Below are 17164 nucleotides of genomic sequence, written 5' to 3' on the forward strand. Positions count from 1 at the left end.
CTCAGCTCCTCGCGTCCGTCAGCACCGCATCGAGCGCGCGCTCGACCAGCGTCACCTTGAAGGCGTTCTGCGCGGTCGGCCGGGCGTCGGCGAGCAGCGCATCGGTGGTGGCCCTGGCGCCACGCGGCAGCTCGCGTTCGGCGGCCTCGACGCGCCACGGCTTGTGCGCAACGCCACCCAATGCGACGCGGCCCGAGCCGTCGCGCTGCACGATCGCGGCCACCGAGACCAGTGCAAAGGCATACGACGCGCGGTCGCGCACCTTGCGATAGACGTGCCGGCCCCCCACCGGGCTCGGCAACTGGACCGCCGTGATCAGCTCGCCCGGCTGCAGCGCGGTTTCGACGTTCGGCGTGGTGCCAGGCAGCTTGTGGAAGTCGGCGATGGGAATGGTCCGCCGCGCGCCGTCGGGGCGCATCGTCTCGATGCTCGCGTCGAGCGCGCGCATGGCGACGGCCATGTCGCTGGGGTGCGTCGCGATGCAGGCGTCGCTCGCGCCGATCACCGCATGCTGCCGGCTGACACCGCCGATGGCCGCGCAGCCGCTGCCCGGCTGGCGCTTGTTGCACGCCTGGTAGGTGTCGTAGAAGTACGGGCAGCGGGTTCGCTGCAGCAGGTTGCCCGCGGTGGTCGCCTTGTTTCGCAACTGCGCCGAGGCACCCGCCAGCAAGGCGCGCGACAGCACGGCGTAGTCGCGCCGCACGCGCTCGTTCGCGGCAAGGTCGGTGTTGCGCACCAGCGCGCCGATGCGCAGGCCGTTGTCGGGCGTGCCCTCGATCTTGTCGAAGCCCAGGCCGTTGACGTCGATCAGGTGGGCGGGCGTTTCGATCTCCAGCTTCATCAAGTCCAGCAGGTTCGTGCCGCCCGCGATGAAGCGCGCGCCCGGCACGCGTGCGGCCGCCGCGACGGCCTGCGCGGGCGATGCCGCGCGCTCGTAGGTGAAGGCCTTCATGCGTTCACCCCTGCCACTTCGGTGATCGCCTCGACGATGTTGCTGTAGGCACCGCAGCGACAGATGTTGCCGCTCATGCGCTCGCGAAACTCGACGCTCGACAACGGCGGCTTCGCGCCCAGGTCTTCGGTGACGTGGCTCGGAATGCCCTGCGCGATCTCGCTCAGCATGCCCACGGCCGAGCAGATCTGGCCCGGCGTGCAGTAGCCGCACTGGTAGCCGTCGTGCTTGACGAAGGCCGCCTGCATTGGGTGCAGCTTGCCCGGCGTGCCCAGGCCTTCGATGGTCGTCACCTTCGCGCCCTCGTGCATCACCGCGAGCGTCAGGCACGAGTTGATGCGCCGGCCGTCGAGCATCACCGTGCAGGCGCCGCACTGGCCGTGGTCGCAACCCTTCTTGGTGCCGGTCAGGTGCAGGTGCTCGCGCAATGCGTCGAGCAAGGTCGTGCGGGTGTCGAGCAACAGGCGGTGCACCTTGCCATTGACGTTCAGCGTCACGGGCGAAAGCGCTGCGTCGCCGGCAGTGCGAGGCGGCGCAGCGATGGCCGGCGCGGCGGTCACCAGCGCCGGCACCGATGCGGTGGCCGCGCCCGCCTTCAGCAGGCAGCGCCGGGAAATCGTGAACTCATCGGGGGTTGTCATGTCGCGTCTGCTCCTTGGTCGATCGCATGCGCTGCATGGGCACAGCGCCACGCGCAGGTGGCTGGCCAGCCCGGACGGCCGGCAAGAACGGACTGTAGGTCTGCGCCCCCGGCGCGAATAGACCCCGCAACCTTGAAGGACTGGCAAGTTGCTGTTGATAATCGCCGGCGAAAGAGGTGCCCATGCCCATCAACGAACTGCGCTCCATCGCGACCTTTGCCAAGACCGCCGAACTCGGCAGCCTGCGCCAGGCGGCCGCCGCACAGGGCATCACGCCGCAGGCGGCGAGCCAGGCGCTGGCCCAGCTCGAGCAGCACCTGGGCGTGCGGCTCTTTCACCGCACGACGCGCAGCATGTCGCTCACCGACGAAGGCCGGCAGTTTCTCGAAGCCGCGCAGCCGTCGCTGGTCGGCCTGCAGCGCGCCCTGAGCATGGCGCGGCAGGCCAAGGACGAAGTCGCCGGGCCGCTGCGCATCGTCGGTCCGCGCTCGACCTTCGCTCCGGTGCTGTGGCCGCTGCTCGACGAGTTCTGCCGCCTGTACCCGGGCGTGCAACCCGACGTGCACCTGGACGACCGCATCGGCAACTGGGTGGAAGACCGCGTGGACGTGGGCTTTCGCGTGGGGCAATCGCCGGCCGAGGGCGTGATCGCGCGCAAGCTGTTTTCATCGCAGCTCATCATCTGCGGCGCACCGGCGTACCTTGCCCGCCACGGTGCGCCCGACAACCTCAACGCACTCGCCGCCCACCGCTGCAGCGCCTTTCGCCATCCGGGCACCGGCAGGGTGCTGCCGTGGTACGTGAAGGTCGAAGATGCCCGACTCGAGCATCACGTGGTGCCAGCGCTGTGCATCAACGACGAAGCGCTGGAAACCGAAGCGGTGCTGGCCGGACACGTCCTCGGGTTGCTGACGGGCGTGATCGCCGCGCCCCACATCCGCGCCGGACGGCTGGTGCCGCTGCTGACCCCTCACGTGGACGACCACTCCAGCACCTTCGTTTACTACGGAAGCCGCGTCGCGCAGCCCACGCGCGTCAGGGCCTTCATCGACCTGGCAGTGCAGCGCCTCGTGAACAACACGACCTACGTTTTGACGGCGAAGGAACTGCAGTCCGCCGAAGCGAAGGGGCGCAAGGCGCATCCGCGGCAGTGATGCTGCCGCGCGAGTTTCAAACCGCCGCGCCCAGGGGCGACAACCCCCTCACCCACTCGAACACCGCCGCAACGGCCGGCTCGGAGCGCCGCGCCTCCGGGCACACCAGGTAGAACGGCAGGCCGGGCAGCACGGGCCCGAAAGGCTGCACCAGATTGCCCGCGCGCAACTCGTCCGCGATCAGCGCCAGGCCCATCAACGCCACGCCCTGCCCTTGCAGCGCGGCCGACACGGTGTGCGTTTCGTCGGAGAACACCGGCCCGGCCGACACATCGAGGCCCGGCACCTGCGCCTGCTGCTGCCACTCGGCCCACGTACCCGGCGGGCTCTTGCTGCCGGGCAGCGCGAAATGCAGCAGCGTGTGCTTCGTCAGGTCGCTGCGGCGACGCAGCTTGAGCGCGGGGCTGCAGGCCGGCGCGAAGGTGTTGTCGAACAGCTTCTCGGCCACGAGGCCCGGCCATTGGCCCTTGCCGTAGCGGATGGCGATGTCGGCCGTGATGCCGTCGAGCGCCACCGCCTCGTGCGATGCGTGAATGCGCAGGTCGAGCCGCGGATGCAGCGCGCGCAAGGTGCTCACGCGCGGCAGCAGCCAGCGCGCCGCAACTGCCGGCGTGGTCGACAAGGTGATGGCCTGCCGCGCGGGCGGCGCGCGCAGCCGCGCGACGGCGTTGGCCATGGCACTGAACGATTCGCTCAACACCGCCTGCAGCTCCCGGCCCTGCGACGTGAGCACCAGTTGCCTCGGCTGGCGAACGAACAGCTGCACCCCCAGCGACTCTTCGAGCTGCCGCACCTGATGGCTGATGGCCGTGGGCGTGACCGACAGCTCGTTCGCCGCGAGCTTGGCGCTGCAGTGCCGCGCGGCGGCTTCGAAGGCGCGCAGCCCCGCTAGCGGAGGCAATGAATGAAGGGTGGCCATGGATGAATTAATTTTTCTGCAAAGCAAAGAAAACGTCGTTTGTGGCGGCTGTGATGCTTGGATAAATTTCAAACCGTGTCAAGCAGTCAGATGAATTTCATTCACCCCATCAACCCACCCGAGGACCACGCCATGACCACCCTGCTCCACATCGACGCCAGCGCCCGCCCCGGCCTTTCGGGCTCCACCGAACACGGCTCGCACTCGCGCCGCCTGAGCCACCGTTTTGTCTCGGCCTGGAAGGCCACCCGTCCGCAAGACGAGGTGATCTACCGCGACATCGGCGCGAAGCCGCCCGGCACAGTCACCGGCGAATGGATCGAGGCGGGCTACACGCCCGAGGCGCTGCGCGCGCCGTGGATGCATGGCGTGCTCGCCGAAAGCGACGCACTGATCGCGGAGATCCGCCGGGCCGACGTGCTGGTGATCGGCACCCCCATGTACAACTTCAGCATGCCGGCGCCGCTGAAGTCGTGGATCGACAACGTCGTGCGCATCGGCGCCACCTTCGACTTCGATCGCAGCCGCGAGAACCCCTATGTGCCGCTGCTGGCCGAGCGCGTGCGGCGCACCGTGCTGCTCACTTCATGCGGCAGCAACGGCTACGGCCCCGGAGGCTTCCAGGCGCACATGGACCTGCTCACGCCGGGTGTCGCGACCCCGCTCGCGCTGCTCGGGCTCGACGAGCTTCACCGCGTGTCCATCGAACATGCCGAAGACCACGGCGACCTGCTCGATCAATCGATCGCTTCGGCACTCGCGCGTGTCGATGCACTCGTGCATGAATTGCAGTCGGCTGCGCACGCCTGAAATGCAATTCGCGACAACAGTGCGAGGGCAATTGACAACACAGCCGGGGCATGTCGCCACGCGTATGCAAATGCGCCTTGTGCTCTCTCTTTCGTTGTGATGTCATGGGCTGTGCATTACAAATGCACACAAAAGGGAGCCACAAGAAGAGAGAGAAAAGAAGGGCTCGAAATGACCAGGCATGACCTTCGTTCGCGCGTGTTCGCGACATTGGGATTCTTGTTTATGGGTGCGGCATCGTTGGGCGCCAACGCTGCAGACGGCACGATTCACTTCACGGGAGAGATCGTTGCCGCTCCGTATGAAATGCGGGTCGTCGCCAAGGCGCCCGCAGTCACGCATCGCGTGGTTGCGGCAAGCACCACCGAGGTGGTGTTCCTGCGGCAATGGGTGGACCGCCCCAGCGCCAGGGTTCGTGTCGATGCACTCGGTGGCCTGCCCTTGGCCACCGCATTCACCGACGCCAAGGGCCATCGAAACACCTTCGATCCGGCGGGCGAACAGCACGTGGGCCTCGACGGCGGCACGCTGTCGATCAAGCCGCAAGGCCTGCCACCGGCCGGCCGCATGGCCGGCGCGATGGTGACGGTCAGCTACAACTGACCAACTGAAGCCGCGCCGTGCCAGGCGCGGCGTGGCTCGGCTTCAGGCCGAACGAAGCTGCTCGCGCAGCTTCTGCCCGATCTCGGGCCGCTCCAGGAATGGGTCGGCCGGGTTGGTGCCCGACACGATGTTCTCCATGCGGCTGCGCACGTTGCCCAGCGCCTTGGGGTGGCTGAACACGTAGAACTGGTTGGCCGTGATCGCCTCGAACACCTTGGCCGCCACTTCGGCGGCGGTGATCTTGCCGCTGCTCACCGCCTTGTTGCTCATGGCCTGGCCGATGAGCTGGCTCTTCGTGAGTTCCGAATCCTTCGGCGCATTCGGGCGGTTGCGCTCGCTGCTCGTGATGCCGGTGGGCACGAAGTACGGGCACAGCAGGCTCGCACCGATCTGGTCGGTCACGAGGTTCAGGTCCTGGTACATGGTCTCGGTGAGGCTCACGACCGCAGCCTTGGCCGCGTTGTAGATGCCCATGTTGGGCGGCGTGAGCAGGCCGGCCATGCTGGCGGTGTTGGTGATGTGGCCGCGATAGCCGGGGTCCTTGGCGGCCGCTTCGAGCATCATCGGCGTGAACAGGCGCACGCCGTGGATCACGCCCCACAGGTCAACGCCCAGCACCCACTCCCAGTCGGCGACGGTGTTTTCCCACACGAGGCCACCCGCGCCCACGCCGGCGTTGTTGAACACGAAGTGCGGCGCGCCGAAGCGTTCCTTGACGGCGGCGGCCAGCGCTTCCATCTGCGCGGCATCGGACACATCGACCTTGCGGGCCATCACCTGCACGCCGGCGGCTTCCATCTCGGCCTTGGCCTTGTCGAGTGCGTCCTGCTGCACGTCGACCAGCACGAGGTTCATGCCACGGGCAGCGCCGATGCGTGCGCACTCGAGCCCGAAACCCGAACCAGCGCCGGTGAGTACGGCGGTCTTGCCCTTGAAGTCCTGAATCATTTGCCGGTGTCCTTCTGTTGAATGTCTCTGACGTTGGAGCCGCTATTGAAATACGGAACGCGCGCGGGCGCAGTCACGAAGGTGCCCGCCATGCGTCCCGTTTTCGGTCAGGCCTCAGCTTTCTTCAACACGTAGCCGATGCGCGGAAAGTGCACATGCACCGTGCCCGTGCGATCGCCGCTGCGCGCCAGCGTGTAGTGCGTGCGCGTGGCGGCGACCAGCGTGCCCGGCGTCTCTTCGAGGCCGAAGCTCTCGGCACGCACCGTGACGGCGCTGCCCAGCGGAATGCCGTGGTCGTCCTGGAAGGTGCTGTCGGTCAGCAGCGTGTGCGGCGTCGCGGCCTTGGCGACGGCGATGGCTTCGGCGGCGCTGAACTTCTCGGGTGCGCCATGGCCGATGGCGGCCATGCGGTCCATCCAGTCGATCACCGCCGGCGTCAGGTCGAGGATGGTGCGGACCGACTCGATGCGGCGCGTGTACCAGAGTGGGTGGTAGGCCGAGAAGTCGGCGATGCAGGGGAATCCGCCCAGCAGGAAAGGCTTGTCGTCCAGCATGTCCGACAGGCGGCGCAGGTACGACTTGTAGGCGCTGGTGGCGTCGGCCGGACGCAGGCGCGTCATGTTGCCGGCGCTCATCTTGCCGCGGTCTTCGCCGAAGGCCTTGGCGGCTTCGGGCGGCGCCTTGGCGAACACTTCGGCCACGCCTTTGGGCTGCATGTTCCAGGCCATCGCGGCCCAGAACAGCGTGGTGTCGGCCCACTGCGCCAGGATGCGCGACATGCCCTTTTCCGGCTCGGGGTAGAGCGTGGGCTCGGGCTGCAGGTGCTCCAGCACGTCGGCGATGAGCGCGCTGTCGCAATACATGTCGGCGCCAATCTGCAGGAACGGCGTCTTGCGGTAGCCGCCCGTGAGCACCTCCACATCGGGCTTGGGCATGATCGGTGGAATCAAAACCGACTTCCACGGCAGCTTCTTGGCGCCGAGGATGAGCCGCACCTTCTCGGAGAACGGCGAGGTGGTGTAGTGGTGAAGGATCAGGTCGGCCATGTGGTGTTTTCCGTGAGGGGTTTGCTTGCTTCTGCGGGTGAATGTTCAGCGCGGCTCAACGAGGTTGCGCGCGCTGGATGATCGAATCGAAATCGGTGCCCGCGCCGAGCGTGCCGAAGGTCTGGCCCCAGTCGCCGCCAAGGCGCGAGTCGCAAAAGGCGCTGAAGACTGCGGCCGGTGCGGTCTGAACGAGCAATGCAGCCTGCACCGCGAGCGCCACGTCCTGTGCCAGACGGCGCGCCTCGACCTCGGAGGCCATCGCCTCGATGCGCGCGGGCAGTGCGTCGGCCAGGCGGTCGAGCGCGGCATGCTGGCCGCGCGCCGGAGCCAACTCTTTCGCAAGGCCGGCGACCGCATCGCCCTTGCGCAAACCACGCAGCAGGTCGAGCGCCATGATGTTGCCGGCGCCTTCCCAGATCGAGTTGAGCGGCATCTCGCGGTAGATGCGCGCCATGATGCCTTCGCCGCCCTCCTCCACGTAGCCATTGCCGCCGAGGCATTCCATGGCCTCCTGTGCGAAGTGGCTGCCGCGTTTGCAGATCCAGAACTTGGCGACCGGCGTGAGCAGGCGCGCCATCAGGCGTTCGTGTTCGTCGCCGGGTTGATCGAAGGCGCGGGCCAGGCGGATCGCGAGCGCGGTCGAGGCTTCGCTTTCGAGCGCGAGGTCGGCCAGCACATTCTTCATGAGCGGCTGTTCGATCAGCGGCTTGCCGAAGGCGCTGCGTTGGCTGGTGTGGTTGAGCGCGATGCTCAGGGCCTGGCGCATCAGGCCGCTGGTGCCGAGTGCGCAGTCGAGCCGGGTCATCGTGCCCATCTCGAGGATCTGCGGAATGCCGCGGCCCTCCTCACCCACCAGCCACGCGGTGGCACCGTCGAACTCGACCTCGGAACTCGCGTTGGCCTTGTTGCCGAGCTTGTCCTTCAGGCGCTGGATGCGGATGGCGTTGCGCGCGCCATCGGGCAGCACGCGCGGAAGAAAGAAGCAACTGAGCCCGGCGGGGGTCTGCGCCAGCACGAGGAATGCATCGCACATCGGTGCCGAGAAGAACCACTTGTGGCCGGTGATGGCATAGCGCTCGCCCCAGGCGTCGCTGCCGTCCCGCACGGCGCGCGTGGTGTTGGCCCGCACGTCGGAGCCGCCCTGCTTCTCGGTCATGCCCATGCCCATGGTCACGCCGGGCTTGTCCTTGAAAGACTTGAGCGCGGGGTCGTACCAGAGGCTGCCGAGCTTGGGGCCCCAGTCGGCGTACACGGCCGCATTGTCGCGCAGCGCAGGCGTGACGGCATAGCTCATCGAGATCGGGCAAAGAATCGATGGCTCCAGCTCGGTGAAGAGCATGAAGCCGGCCGCGCGCAGCACATGCGGCGAGGCGGAAGTACCGGTCCACGGCGTGCCGTGTAGGCCCGCGCCCACGGCGGCCGTCATCAGCGCGTGATAACTCGGATGAAACTCCACCTCGTCGATGCGCCGCCCAAAGCGGTCGTGCGTGTGCAGTTCGGGCGTGTGGATGTTGGCAAGCCGCGCATGCATCTGCATGCCGGCCGAACCAAGGGTCGCGCCCAGCTCCTGCAGCTGCGCAAGCTGCAACGCGGGCGCGTTGAACTTCAACGCATCGCGCAGGGGCCGGTTGGTGTCGAAGAGGTTGTAGTCCACCAGCGGTGCGGGCTGGTTGAACACCTCGTGCGTCATTTCCATATCCGGCCTCCTTGCCGTGCGTTCAGTTCATCTCATTTCATTCAGATCAGCTTGACCAACTGCTTGCCGAAATTCTTGCCCTTGAGCAAACCCAGGAAGGCTTCAGGGGCGGACGCGATGCCCTGCGCCACCGACTCGCGCGGCTTGAGCTTGCCTGTGGCCACCAGCGTGCCCAGCTCGGTCAGCGCCTCGGGCCACACTTCCATGTGCTCGCTGACGATGAAGCCTTCGATCTTCATGCGGTTGATGAGGATCAGCGCCGGGTTGGCGAGCGGCAGCGGCTGGCCGTCGTAGCCCGCGATCATTCCGCACAGCGCCACGCGTGCGAAGGCGTTGGCGCGCAGCAGCACGGCGTCGAAGATGTAGCCGCCGACGTTTTCGAAATAGCCGTCGATGCCCTTCGGGCAGGCTTCCTTGAGCGCGGCGCTCATGCTCTTCACGTCGGGGTGCAGGCGGTAGTCGATGCAGGCGTCGAAGCCGAGTTCGTCGGTCACGTACTTGCACTTGTCCGCGCCGCCGGCAATGCCGACCACGCGGCAACCGCGCGCCTTGGCCAGCGCACCGAAGGCACTGCCGACCGCGCCGCTGGCGGCCGTGATGACCACGGTTTCACCGGCCTTGGGCGCAATGATCTTCACGAGGCCGTACCAGGCCGTGACGCCCGGCATGCCGACCGCGCCGAGGTAGTGCGACAGCGCCACGTGCGTGGTGTCGACCTTCTTCAGCGCGCCGGGCTGCGAGGCGTCGACCACGCTGTATTCCTGCCAGCCGCCGAAGCCGACGACCTTGTCGCCGACCGCGTACTTGGGGTGCTTGCTCTCGACCACTTCGCCCACGGTGCCGCCCTGCATCACGGCGCCGAGCGGCTGCGGTTGCGCGTAGCTCTTGGCGTCGTTCATGCGGCCGCGCATGTACGGATCAAGGCTCATGTAGTGGTGGCGCACCAGGACCTGGTTGTCCTTCAGTGCGGGCGTTTCGGCGGTCACCAGCTTGAAGTTGCTGGCAACGGCTTCGCCCTCGGGGCGGTTGTCGAGATGGATCTGTTGGTTCGTGGGCATGGATATCTCCGGAGAAATCTGGTCAATCGGTGGAAGGCGGACGCATCTCGTTGACGCTGGTGGGGCCGGTAGGCAGCCGGCGCTTCACGTACTTGAAGGTGCCGGTGGCATGGGCACACACGCGCTCGTGTTCGTCGTAGATCTTGGCTTCGGTAAAAGCCAGCGTGGCGGTGCGGTGGATCAGCGTGCCGCGCGCATGCAGCGGGCCGACCGAAGGCTGCATGAAGCTGGTCTTCATCTCGATGGTGACGACGCCGGTTTCGGGCGCGACGCTGCGCGCGGCCGCGGCCATGGTGATGTCGAGCAGCGTCATGCAGGCGCCGCCGTGAGTCACGTCGAAGGTGTTCAGGTGTTCGGGCTTGGCGGTGTAGACGATCTCGGACTCGCCGTTCTCGAACTTCGTGAGCTCGAAGCCCAGGTGGCGGGCGAACGGAATCTGGCTCGTGTACGAGCGGATGTTGATGTCGCTGGAATCGGGGGAAGACATCTTGGTTCTTACTCTGACTTGTTGGGTTGCTGGGTGTTTGTGTTTTGTTCGGCTGGCTTTTTCCGGGCGCTGCTCGGGTTCATTCAGGGCGAGTGCGAATGACACCGGGTACTCCCCTCCGCGAATGTCCCCCGGGGCTGCGCCCCTCCTCCTTTATTTCGCTGCGGGGAGCACCCGATGCCATTCGCACAGGGCACGCTGCGGGTATATCGCCGATCAACGACCGCTGCGTGCAACGCTCACGCCGATGGTGTGCTCCCCGCAGCGAAACAAAGGAGGAGGGGCGGTAGCCCGAAGGCCGGGGGACATTCGCGGAGGGGAGTACGCCGTCGGCGTGAGCGCCGTCCTGAACAGCATGCCCGGCCTATCGAAAAAATCTAGGCGCCGAGCACCACGCTGACACCGCCATCGACGGCAACCCACTGCCCCGTGATGTGCTTGCCGGCATCGCTCGCGTACAGCAGCGTGATGCCCTTCAGGTCTTCCTCGTCGCCCAGGCGGCCCAACGGCGCGGCTGCGGCCATGTTGTCCTCGCCCAGCGACTTGATCAGCCCCGCCGCCATCTTCGTCATGAAGAAGCCCGGGCAGATCGCATTCACGTTGATGCCGTACTTGCCCCATTCAGCCGCCAGCGTCTTCGTGAAGCCGATCACCGCCGTCTTCGAGGTGTTGTAGGCCAGCGTCTGCATGCCCGGGCCGTTGCCGTTCAGGCCCGCGATCGAGGCGATGTTGATGATGCGGCCCGTCTTCTTCGGGATCATGTAGCCCTTGGCGATCTGCTGCGACAGGATGAAATAGCCTCGCACGTTGAGGTTCATCACCTTGTCCCAGGCCTCGACCGGGTGGTTCTCGGCGGGTGCGCCCCAACTGGCGCCGGCGTTGTTGATGAGGATGTCGACCGCGCCCATGCGCTCCAGCGTTTCGTCGGCCAGGCGGCGGGTGTCTTCTTCCCTCGAGCAGTCGGCGGCGATCCAGCGCGCGTCGATGCCGGCGGCTTGCAGCTCGGCGGCGGCCTGCTCCAGGTCGTCGGCCTTGCGCGAACTCAGCATGATCTTCGCGCCGGCTTCGCCGAGTGCATGGGCCATCTGCAGGCCCAGGCCGCGCGAGCCGCCGGTGATGAGGGCGGTCTTGCCCGTGAGGTCGAAGAGTTTTTGAACGGTACGGGGGGTCATGGAATGTCTCCGGTGTGGAAGGTCGTCTGTCTGGCTCAGATCACGTAGTCCATGCATTGGCGGGCTTCACGCACCGCGCCAATGAAGGGCTTCAGCGCCACGTGCTGCGGATGGTCCGCATAGGCCGCGAGCGCGGCGGCGTCGGTGAACTCCGAATTGAGGATCAGGTCGTAGGTCGCTTCAAGCCCTGGCTGGGCGATCACCACCTCGAACAGGCGCGTGCCGGGCGACAGCTTGGCGCAGGCGTCGAGCAGCGCCTTGGCCTTCAGCAGGTTGGTCGCCTTGTCGGCGCCCTCTGCGTGCTCCTTGAACTTCCACATCACGATGTGCTTGAGCATGGCGGTCCTTTGCGTTGCTTGCTGGATGGGTGGGTTACTTGTCGTTGAGCCGCGAGCGCACGTAGATGAGCACGAAGCCCACCAGCGTCACCAACCCGCCGGGCACCGCCATCGACCAGCCCAGTGCGGCATCGGTGCGACCGGTGGAAATCCCCAGGATCACGAGAAACAGCCCGCCGTAGATCAGGATCCAGATCCACTTCTCCAGCCGGGCATGCGGCTTGGGTGGCTTGACGGGGGTGTTGTTGTTGTTGCTGGGGTTCGGCGGATTGGTAGTGGCCATCAGAAGGCGTCCTCGGGCAAAGCTGTACAGGTCGGGTCGCGGCTTTCGACCACGTTGAGCCATGCGCCGATTTTCGGCAGCTCGTAGTGGAAGAAATAGTCCGTGGCACCGATCTTGCCAGCTGTTACCGCCCTCGCCTTTTCGCTGTCGATCTCCAGGGCGCGCTGCGCCACGTCGAGCCAGATCCAGGCCAGCACCGTGTGGCCGAAAGCCTGCATGTACGGCACGGCGTTGGCCAGGGCGTCGGCCGGGTCGCCGGTGGACCATGCGGCCTCGGTGGCGCTGCCGATGCGCTGCAGCGCGGCGCCCAGCGCCTTGGCGTTGGCCGCAAGCGCCGGCACCTTGGCCGCGCGGGCGATGGTGTCGGTGATGCGGCCGGCCAGCAACTGCAGGCCCCGGCCCTTTTCCATCAGCACCTTGCGGCCCAGCAGGTCGGCCGCCTGGATGCCGTGCGTGCCCTCGTGGATCATGTTCAGGCGGTTGTCGCGCCAGTACTGCTCCACCGGAAAGTCGCGCGTGTAGCCGTAGCCGCCGTGCACCTGGATGGCCAGCGAGTTGGCTTCCAGGCACCACTCGCTCGGCCAGCTCTTGGCAATGGGCGTGAGCACTTCGAGCAGCAAGCGCGCGTCGTCGGCAGCCTGCGCGTCGCCGGTCTTCTGTTCGTCGACCAGCCGGGCGCAGTACAGCTCCAGCGCCAATGCGCCTTCGCAATACGCCTTCTGCGCGAGCAGCATGCGGCGCACATCGGCGTGCTCGATGATGCGGACCTGCGGCGCGGCCGAGTCCTTGACGACGGCTGTGCCTGCGGCTTCCGGCTTCTTCACCAGCCGGCCTTGCGGGCGGCTCTTGGCGTATTCGAGCGAGGCGTGGTAGCCCGCCATGCCGAGCATGGTGGCGGCGGTGCCGACGCCGATGCGCGCCTCGTTCATCATGTGGAACATGCAGTGCAGGCCCTTGCCGGGCGCGCCGACCAGATAGCCCACCGCCCCCGCCTTGCCATCGACCGGGTACTTGCCCTCGCCGAAGTTCAGCAGCGTGTTGGTGGTGCCGCGCCAGCCCAGCTTGTGGTTCAGGCCCGCGAGCGCCACGTCGTTGCGCTCACCGGTGAGCTGGCCCTTCGTGTCCACCATGCGCTTGGGCACGATGAAGAGCGAGATGCCGCGCGTGCCGGGCACCAGCTTGCCGTTTTCATCCGGGATCTTGGCCAGCACGATGTGCACGATGTTCTCGGTCAGCTCGTGGTCGCCCGACGAGATCCACATCTTGTTGCCCGTGAGCCGATAGCGCGGGCCCAGCGGATCGTTCTGGAAATCGGCGCCGTCGGGCACGGCGCGCGTGGCCACGTCGCTCAGCGACGAGCCGGCCTGCGGCTCCGACAGGCACATGGTGCCGGCCCAGCGGCCCGAAAACTCGTTCTTGGCGAACACCTCTTTCTGCATCTCGGTGCCATGCACCATCAGCAGGTTGGCGTTGCCGCTCGTGAGCATGTTCGAGCCGATGCTCACCGAGGCCATCGCGAAGAAGCTGTTGGCGGCGGCCGAGAGCGTGTACGGCAGCTGCATGCCACCGATGTCGTAGTCTTGCGCGGCGCTCATCATTCCCGACTCGACGAAGGCCTTGTGCGCGTCGTGCGTGGCCTTCGGCAAGACGACCTTCTCGCCGTCGAAATGCGGCTCCTGGGTGTCGACCGTGCGATTGAACGGCGCGTACTTCTCGCGCGCAATGCGCTCGCAGGTGTCGAGCACCGCATCGAAAGTCTCGCGCGAGTGGTCGGCAAAGCGTTCGCGCTGGTTGAGCGACTCGGCATCGAGCCAGTCGTAGAGCAGAAAGTCGAGGGTGGAACGCAGGCTCATGATGATGTCGATTTCTTCGAGAGGGTTCTGTCTGCCGCCGCCTGGCGGCCAATCTATCGCTCCGGCAGCTTCGCGATGGTGCCCTGCGCAAGCGCGCAGAGCTTTTCAATGCCGTCCTTCACCACGAACACCTCGCAGGTGCAGACGGCCTGCGAGCTGCCCGAATGGACCGTCCGGGCGCGCGCGACCAGCCGCTCGCCGAGGGCGGGCCGCACGTAGTTGATCTTGAATTCGGAAGTCACCACCGGCACGCGCAATGCGCTGCCGCCGGCGAAGGTCAGTGCGTTGTCGGCCATGTAGCTGACGATTCCGCCATGGGCGAAACCGTTCTGCTGCTTCAGCTGCGCGGAAAGCGGCAACTGGATCTCGGCATGGCCCGGCGACAGCGCATGAAGCTCTGCGCCGATCAGCACGCTGAACGGCTGCGCGGCCAGAACGCCGCGCCCGTATGCGAGAACGGCCAGGGCGGCTTCGGGCGAGACCTCCTGGTCGTGGCCCAAGCCGGCCATGATTACAAGACCTCGAAGACGCCCGCGGCGCCCATGCCGCCGCCGATGCACATCGTGACCAGCACCTTCTTGGCGCCACGGCGCTTGCCTTCGATGAGCGCGTGGCCCGTCAGGCGCTGGCCGCTCACACCGTAGGGGTGGCCCACGGCGATGGCGCCGCCGTCCACGTTCAGGCGGTCGGCCGGAATGCCGAGCTTGTCGCGGCAGTAGATCACCTGCACGGCGAAGGCTTCGTTCAGCTCCCACAGGTCGATGTCGTTGACCGTGAGGCCCAGGCGCTTGAGCACCTTGGGAATCGCGAAGACCGGGCCGATGCCCATTTCGTCAGGCTCGCAACCGGCCACGGCAAAACCGAGGAAACGGCCGAGCGGCTTCAGGCCCTTCTTCTCGGCGTACTTCTCTTCGACCAGCACGCAGGCGCCGCCGCCGTCCGAGAACTGGCTGGCATTGCCGGCCGAGATCAGGCCGCCGGGCAGTGCCGAGCGAATGCCGCTGATGCCTTCCTTGGTGGTGCCGGCGCGGATGCCTTCATCGTTCTCGATGGTGACTTCCTTGGTGCGCAGGCCCAGCACCGGGTCGGCCACGCCGGCCAGCACGGTGATAGGGGCGATCTCGTCCTTGAAGCGGCCGGCTTCCAGCGCGGCGGTGGCCTTCTGCTGGCTGGCTGCGCCGTATTCGTCCATGGCGTCGCGGCCGATGTTGTAGCGCTTGGCGACCTGCTCGGCCGTCTGCAGCATGTTCCAGTAGATCTCGGGCTTGTGCTTCACGAGCCAGGGGTCGGCCAGCATGTGCTTGTTGGCTTCGTTCTGCACGCACGAGATGCTCTCGACGCCGCCGGCCACGTACACCTCGCCTTCGCCCGCGATGATGCGTTGGGCGGCGGTGGCGATGGTCTGCAGGCCCGACGAGCAGAAGCGGTTGATGGTCATGCCCGAGGTGGTGACGGGGCAGCCGGCGCGCAGCGCGATCTGGCGCGCGATGTTGGAGCCGGTGGCACCTTCGGGCGTGGCGCAACCCATGATGACGTCATCGACTTCGGCGGCTTCGATGCCGGCGCGCGAGATGGCGTGCTGAACGGCATGGCCGCCGAGCGTGGCGCCGTGCGTCATGTTGAAGGCACCCTTCCAGCTCTTCGCGAGCGGCGTGCGGGCGGTGGAAACAATGACGGCGCTGGTCATGGTGAGGTCCTTTGAAGATGGAAGGGAAAGAAGGTTGTCGTCATGGCGCCGGAGCAGCGTTGGTGTTGCTCAGGAGCTGGTGATAGAAGCCGATCATCTCGCCGTAGTTGGAGACGGCCAGGCGTTCGTTGTTGCCATGGAAGCGCGCAAGGTCTTCGCCCTTCGCGCGGAACGGCGAGAAGCGGAAGACGGCATCGCTCACGAGGCTGAAATGGCGCGAGTCGGTGGCGGCGGTCATGAGGCCGGGGGCCACGATGGCATCGGGGAAAGTCTGGCGCACCGCCTGCTGGATCGCGCGGTAGCCGGTGCTGTCGGTCGACGACACGGGCGACGGCTCTGCGTTGCCGGGGTACTGCTTGATCTTGATGTCGTCGTTGGCCAGCGCCTTGCGCAGGTGTGCCTCGACGCTTGCGATGGTGTCGCCCGGCAGGATGCGGAAGTTGACGGCGGCCTCGGCGCGACCGGGCAGCACGTTGTCTTTATTGCCGGCGCGCACGATGGTCAGCGCGGTGGTCGTGCGCAGCATGGCGTTGCTGCTCGGGCTCTTTTCGAGCTGGCCGCGCACCAGTGGCTCGGTGAGCCACAGGTTCGACAGCATCACGCGGTTGATGCCGCTCATCTCGGGCGCCAGTGCGCCGAACATCTGGCCGGCCACGCCACTGATGCCACCGGGCATGGGGTTGGCTTCGAGCCGTGCCAGCGCCGCGCTCATGCTGCCGATGGCGCTGTGCTGCGGCGGCATCGACGAGTGGCCGGGCGCGGTGTCGAGCGACAGGAAGAAAGTGCCGTAGCCCTTTTCAGCCAGGCCGATGAGCGCCGCGGGCTTCGAGAGGCCGGGCAGCACGCCGTCGAGCACCAGCAGGCCTTCGTCGAGCACCCAGTCCAGGCGCACGTTGCGCGACTTGAGCAGTTCGGCAATCGGCAGCGCACCGCGCAGGCCGCTCACTTCTTCGTCGTCGCCCATCACGAGGTAGACGGTCTGCCTGGGCTTGAAGCCGCTGCCGATGAGAAGCTCGATGGCTTCCATCTGCGCGAAGAGATTGCTCTTGTTGTCGAGCGTGCCGCGGCCCCAGATGAAGCCGTCCTTGATCTCGCCACTGAAGGGGTCGACCGTCCACGCCTTCTCGGTGCCGGGAGCGATGGGCACCATGTCCTGGTGCGCCATCAGCGCGATCGGCTTGGCGTTCGGATCGGTGCCGGTCCATGTGTAGAGCAGCGCCTTGTTGCCCACCACTTCCCGCTTCAGGGTGGCGTGGACCTTGGGGAACTGCTGTTCGAGGTAGGCGTGCAGCTTGTCGAACTCGGCCGCGTTGGCGGCCGGATCGTCCATGCCCGACACCGTGCGGAACGTGATCGCGGTGGACAGCCGCTTGGCGGCTGCCTGCAGGTCGAAGTCCAGCTTGGGTGCGGGCGCCACCGCCAGTTGCTGCGATGGCGTGGTCCAGGTCTTGACCGCCACGGCGGCCACCAGCAAGACGATTGCCAGCAGCAGCCCGAGAAAAATGCGTTTCAACATT

Annotated in this window: 18 protein-coding genes; 3 read left to right on the forward strand and 15 right to left on the reverse strand. The window is 66.7% G+C overall.

What is annotated here, in order from left to right:
- Position 1: 1 nt before the first annotated feature.
- Together BLQ28_RS14180 and paoA are read right to left on the reverse strand one after the other, a co-directional pair.
- On the reverse strand, positions 2 to 952 hold the full coding sequence (locus BLQ28_RS14180; RefSeq protein ID WP_093240270.1) for an FAD binding domain-containing protein: 951 nt from the start codon (positions 950 to 952) through the stop codon (positions 2 to 4).
- Entirely contained in the window at positions 949 to 1593 is a 645-nt protein-coding gene (paoA, locus tag BLQ28_RS14185; RefSeq protein WP_093240273.1) for an aldehyde dehydrogenase iron-sulfur subunit PaoA, read from the reverse strand. Before paoA ends, BLQ28_RS14180 begins: the two co-directional genes overlap by 4 nt.
- Positions 1594 to 1775: 182 nt before the next feature.
- Between paoA and BLQ28_RS14190 the strand changes: the two genes are divergently transcribed.
- Entirely contained in the window at positions 1776 to 2747 is a 972-nt protein-coding gene (locus BLQ28_RS14190; RefSeq protein WP_093240275.1) for a LysR family transcriptional regulator, read from the forward strand.
- Between the two features lie 16 nt (positions 2748 to 2763).
- Here BLQ28_RS14190 and BLQ28_RS14195 read toward each other — a convergent pair whose 3' ends face one another.
- The gene (locus BLQ28_RS14195; protein ID WP_176801120.1) at positions 2764 to 3666 is read right to left on the reverse strand and encodes a LysR substrate-binding domain-containing protein; all 903 of its coding nucleotides are present in this window, start codon (positions 3664 to 3666) and stop codon (positions 2764 to 2766) included.
- Positions 3667 to 3798: 132 nt separating this feature from the next.
- On the opposite strand from BLQ28_RS14195, the gene BLQ28_RS14200 reads away from it, so the two are divergent.
- A complete protein-coding gene (locus BLQ28_RS14200) occupies positions 3799 to 4476 on the forward strand; it encodes an FMN-dependent NADH-azoreductase (RefSeq protein ID WP_093241673.1) in 678 nt (225 codons plus the stop codon).
- 171 nt (positions 4477 to 4647) lie between these two features.
- Positions 4648 to 5079 (forward strand): type 1 fimbrial protein, encoded by a 432-nt coding sequence (locus tag BLQ28_RS14205; protein ID WP_093240278.1) that lies wholly within the window; start codon positions 4648 to 4650, stop codon positions 5077 to 5079.
- Positions 5080 to 5121: 42 nt separating this feature from the next.
- Here BLQ28_RS14205 and BLQ28_RS14210 read toward each other — a convergent pair whose 3' ends face one another.
- The 12 genes from BLQ28_RS14210 to BLQ28_RS14265 form a co-directional block, all read right to left on the reverse strand.
- Complete coding sequence (locus BLQ28_RS14210) at positions 5122 to 6027, reverse strand: SDR family oxidoreductase (protein ID WP_093240280.1); 906 nt, start codon at positions 6025 to 6027, stop codon at positions 5122 to 5124.
- A 107-nt stretch (positions 6028 to 6134) separates the two neighbouring features.
- Complete coding sequence (locus tag BLQ28_RS14215) at positions 6135 to 7073, reverse strand: glutathione S-transferase family protein (protein ID WP_093240282.1); 939 nt, start codon at positions 7071 to 7073, stop codon at positions 6135 to 6137.
- Positions 7074 to 7128: 55 nt separating this feature from the next.
- Complete coding sequence (locus BLQ28_RS14220; protein WP_093240286.1) at positions 7129 to 8769, reverse strand: isovaleryl-CoA dehydrogenase; 1641 nt, start codon at positions 8767 to 8769, stop codon at positions 7129 to 7131.
- Positions 8770 to 8810: 41 nt separating this feature from the next.
- On the reverse strand, positions 8811 to 9827 hold the full coding sequence (locus BLQ28_RS14225) for an NADP-dependent oxidoreductase (RefSeq protein ID WP_093240288.1): 1017 nt from the start codon (positions 9825 to 9827) through the stop codon (positions 8811 to 8813).
- A gap of 22 nt (positions 9828 to 9849) precedes the next feature.
- The gene (locus BLQ28_RS14230) at positions 9850 to 10314 is read right to left on the reverse strand and encodes a PaaI family thioesterase (protein WP_093240291.1); all 465 of its coding nucleotides are present in this window, start codon (positions 10312 to 10314) and stop codon (positions 9850 to 9852) included.
- 377 nt (positions 10315 to 10691) lie between these two features.
- Positions 10692 to 11486, reverse strand: coding sequence for an SDR family oxidoreductase (locus tag BLQ28_RS14235; protein ID WP_093240294.1), 795 nt, complete (start codon positions 11484 to 11486; stop codon positions 10692 to 10694).
- A gap of 35 nt (positions 11487 to 11521) precedes the next feature.
- The gene (locus tag BLQ28_RS14240) at positions 11522 to 11824 is read right to left on the reverse strand and encodes a Dabb family protein (protein WP_093240298.1); all 303 of its coding nucleotides are present in this window, start codon (positions 11822 to 11824) and stop codon (positions 11522 to 11524) included.
- 34 nt (positions 11825 to 11858) lie between these two features.
- Positions 11859 to 12107, reverse strand: coding sequence for a hypothetical protein (locus BLQ28_RS14245; RefSeq protein ID WP_093240301.1), 249 nt, complete (start codon positions 12105 to 12107; stop codon positions 11859 to 11861).
- The gene (locus tag BLQ28_RS14250; RefSeq protein WP_093240303.1) at positions 12107 to 13960 is read right to left on the reverse strand and encodes an acyl-CoA dehydrogenase; all 1854 of its coding nucleotides are present in this window, start codon (positions 13958 to 13960) and stop codon (positions 12107 to 12109) included. The genes BLQ28_RS14245 and BLQ28_RS14250 overlap by 1 nt, the downstream gene beginning before the upstream one ends.
- Positions 13961 to 14013: 53 nt before the next feature.
- Entirely contained in the window at positions 14014 to 14469 is a 456-nt protein-coding gene (locus tag BLQ28_RS14255) for a PaaI family thioesterase (protein WP_093240306.1), read from the reverse strand.
- Positions 14470 to 14471: 2 nt separating this feature from the next.
- On the reverse strand, positions 14472 to 15647 hold the full coding sequence (locus tag BLQ28_RS14260; protein WP_093240308.1) for an acetyl-CoA C-acyltransferase: 1176 nt from the start codon (positions 15645 to 15647) through the stop codon (positions 14472 to 14474).
- 40 nt (positions 15648 to 15687) lie between these two features.
- Positions 15688 to 17163: a M20 family peptidase gene (locus BLQ28_RS14265; RefSeq protein WP_093240311.1), complete on the reverse strand. Its 1476-nt coding sequence runs from the start codon at positions 17161 to 17163 to the stop codon at positions 15688 to 15690.
- Between the last annotated feature and the right edge of the window lies 1 nt (position 17164).

Source organism: Variovorax sp. EL159, from assembly GCF_900100965.1.
Taxonomy (GTDB): domain Bacteria; phylum Pseudomonadota; class Gammaproteobacteria; order Burkholderiales; family Burkholderiaceae_C; genus Variovorax.

Excerpts from the sequence above, each read along its gene's own strand:
- paoA (WP_093240273.1), bottom strand. The coding sequence starts at position 1,593 with ATGACAACCCCCGATGAGTTCACGATTTCCCGGCGCTGCCTGCTGAAG.
- BLQ28_RS14235 (WP_093240294.1), bottom strand. The coding sequence starts at position 11,486 with ATGACCCCCCGTACCGTTCAAAAACTCTTCGACCTCACGGGCAAGACC.
- BLQ28_RS14245 (WP_093240301.1), bottom strand. The coding sequence starts at position 12,107 with ATGGCCACTACCAATCCGCCGAACCCCAGCAACAACAACAACACCCCC.
- BLQ28_RS14255 (WP_093240306.1), bottom strand. The coding sequence starts at position 14,469 with ATGGCCGGCTTGGGCCACGACCAGGAGGTCTCGCCCGAAGCCGCCCTG.
- BLQ28_RS14205 (WP_093240278.1), top strand. The coding sequence starts at position 4,648 with ATGACCAGGCATGACCTTCGTTCGCGCGTGTTCGCGACATTGGGATTC.
- BLQ28_RS14240 (WP_093240298.1), bottom strand. The coding sequence starts at position 11,824 with ATGCTCAAGCACATCGTGATGTGGAAGTTCAAGGAGCACGCAGAGGGC.
- BLQ28_RS14225 (WP_093240288.1), bottom strand. The coding sequence starts at position 9,827 with ATGCCCACGAACCAACAGATCCATCTCGACAACCGCCCCGAGGGCGAA.
- BLQ28_RS14190 (WP_093240275.1), top strand. The coding sequence starts at position 1,776 with ATGCCCATCAACGAACTGCGCTCCATCGCGACCTTTGCCAAGACCGCC.
- BLQ28_RS14260 (WP_093240308.1), bottom strand. The coding sequence starts at position 15,647 with ATGACCAGCGCCGTCATTGTTTCCACCGCCCGCACGCCGCTCGCGAAG.
- BLQ28_RS14220 (WP_093240286.1), bottom strand. The coding sequence starts at position 8,769 with ATGGAAATGACGCACGAGGTGTTCAACCAGCCCGCACCGCTGGTGGAC.
- BLQ28_RS14230 (WP_093240291.1), bottom strand. The coding sequence starts at position 10,314 with ATGTCTTCCCCCGATTCCAGCGACATCAACATCCGCTCGTACACGAGC.
- BLQ28_RS14200 (WP_093241673.1), top strand. The coding sequence starts at position 3,799 with ATGACCACCCTGCTCCACATCGACGCCAGCGCCCGCCCCGGCCTTTCG.
- BLQ28_RS14250 (WP_093240303.1), bottom strand. The coding sequence starts at position 13,960 with ATGAGCCTGCGTTCCACCCTCGACTTTCTGCTCTACGACTGGCTCGAT.
- BLQ28_RS14180 (WP_093240270.1), bottom strand. The coding sequence starts at position 952 with ATGAAGGCCTTCACCTACGAGCGCGCGGCATCGCCCGCGCAGGCCGTC.
- BLQ28_RS14195 (WP_176801120.1), bottom strand. The coding sequence starts at position 3,666 with ATGGCCACCCTTCATTCATTGCCTCCGCTAGCGGGGCTGCGCGCCTTC.
- BLQ28_RS14215 (WP_093240282.1), bottom strand. The coding sequence starts at position 7,073 with ATGGCCGACCTGATCCTTCACCACTACACCACCTCGCCGTTCTCCGAG.
- BLQ28_RS14210 (WP_093240280.1), bottom strand. The coding sequence starts at position 6,027 with ATGATTCAGGACTTCAAGGGCAAGACCGCCGTACTCACCGGCGCTGGT.
- BLQ28_RS14265 (WP_093240311.1), bottom strand. The coding sequence starts at position 17,163 with ATGTTGAAACGCATTTTTCTCGGGCTGCTGCTGGCAATCGTCTTGCTG.